General features: G+C 70.2%; 1 protein-coding gene. It reads right to left on the bottom strand.

Annotated elements, in window-relative coordinates; genetic code table 11:
- Positions 1–16: 16 nt before the first annotated feature.
- Positions 17–1,096, bottom strand: coding sequence for an IS110 family transposase (locus ABZV94_RS41645; protein WP_356350315.1), 1,080 nt, complete (start codon positions 1,094–1,096; stop codon positions 17–19).
- Positions 1,097–1,336: the final 240 nt, after the last annotated feature.

The raw sequence follows: 1,336 nt of genomic DNA on the forward strand, positions 1-1,336 counted from the left end.
GATGCTCTTATGGATGTCAAGCAGCGGTTGTGAGGTGAGTCGGGGCCGCTGCGGTGGCGTTCGTGGTGGTCAGGACGTGGTAGATCTCGCGGGCGACGAACCGCTTGAGGCAGCGGATGATTTCCTTCTTCGACAGGCCTTCCTTGGTTCGTCGCTCCACGTACTGCTTGGTGCGCTGGTCCCAGCGCAGGCGGCAGAGCACAATCCGGTAGAGGGCCGCGTTCGCGGCCCGGTCACCACCCCGGTTGAGCCGGTGGCGGTGGGTTCGGCCGGATGACGCGGGCAGCGGGGCGACGCCGCAGAGCATGGCGAACGCCGCTTCCGAGCGGAGTCGGTCGGGGTTGTCGCCGGCTGTGACCAGCAGCTGGCCGGCGACGTCCGGGCCGACGCCGTTCAGCTCGGTCAGGGCTGGGTTGATCTCCTGGGTGAGCGGGGCTATCAGTTCGTCCAGTTCGTCGATCTCCTGGCCCAGGTCGCGGTGGCGGCGGGCGAGTGACCGAAGGGCGATCTTCGTCGCGGTGACCGGGTCCCCGGCCTGGTCCAGGCTCGGACGGAAGCCCGCGCAGATGGTCAGCAGGTCCTTGTCCTTCAGGTGCCGCAGCATGGTGCGGACGCCTTCCGGCGCGGTGACGATCAGGTTCTTGATCTGCCGGGCGGCGTCGGACCGCTGCTGGACCGCGCTGCGGCGGGCGACCCGCAGGGCCCGCAGGGCCTCGACCCGGCCGTCACGGAACTTCGGGGTGCCGGTGCGGCGTTCGGCAAGCGCGGCCCGGGCCGCGGCCTCGGCATCGACCGGGTCGGACTTGCCCTGCCAGCGGCGGGTCTTGCGGTCCGGACGGTCGATCTCCACGACCGTCACATCCTGTGCGTGCAGGTAGCGGGCCAGGCCCGCGCCGTAGGCACCCGTGCCCTCGACCCCGACTATCAGCAGGGTCCCGAAGGATCGGAGCCAGGCCAGGAGCTTGCGGTAGCCGAGCGCGGAGGCGGGGAACTGGGCCGAGCCCAGGACCCGGCCCGCCGAGTCGACCGCGGCCGCAGTGTGGGAGTCCTTGTGGGTGTCGACGCCGCCGGTGACCTCGACCTCGCGCTGTGCCATCGTTGGGTGTGCCGTCCTGTCCATTCGACCGGGTGGGATGGCACCCGTCGGCCGGGAGGGCGGACAAGACAGTGATGGGGCCTCTGGCCAGGCTCTTATGAAGTCACGTCCCCCGGCCCGACGGATGCGGGCGAGCGTCCCCCGGACAGAGCCGACAGATCCCGTTGAGGACCCTGAGTCAGTCAGGCGTTGGGTCAGACCCCGCCGGGGAACGCTCACGTACATCCTCACTGTCAGGCG

The sequence above is a fragment of the Streptomyces sp. NPDC004658 genome (assembly GCF_040609555.1).
Classification (GTDB): domain Bacteria; phylum Actinomycetota; class Actinomycetes; order Streptomycetales; family Streptomycetaceae; genus Streptomyces.

Excerpts from the sequence above, each read along its gene's own strand:
- ABZV94_RS41645 (WP_356350315.1), bottom strand. The coding sequence starts at position 1,096 with ATGGCACAGCGCGAGGTCGAGGTCACCGGCGGCGTCGACACCCACAAG.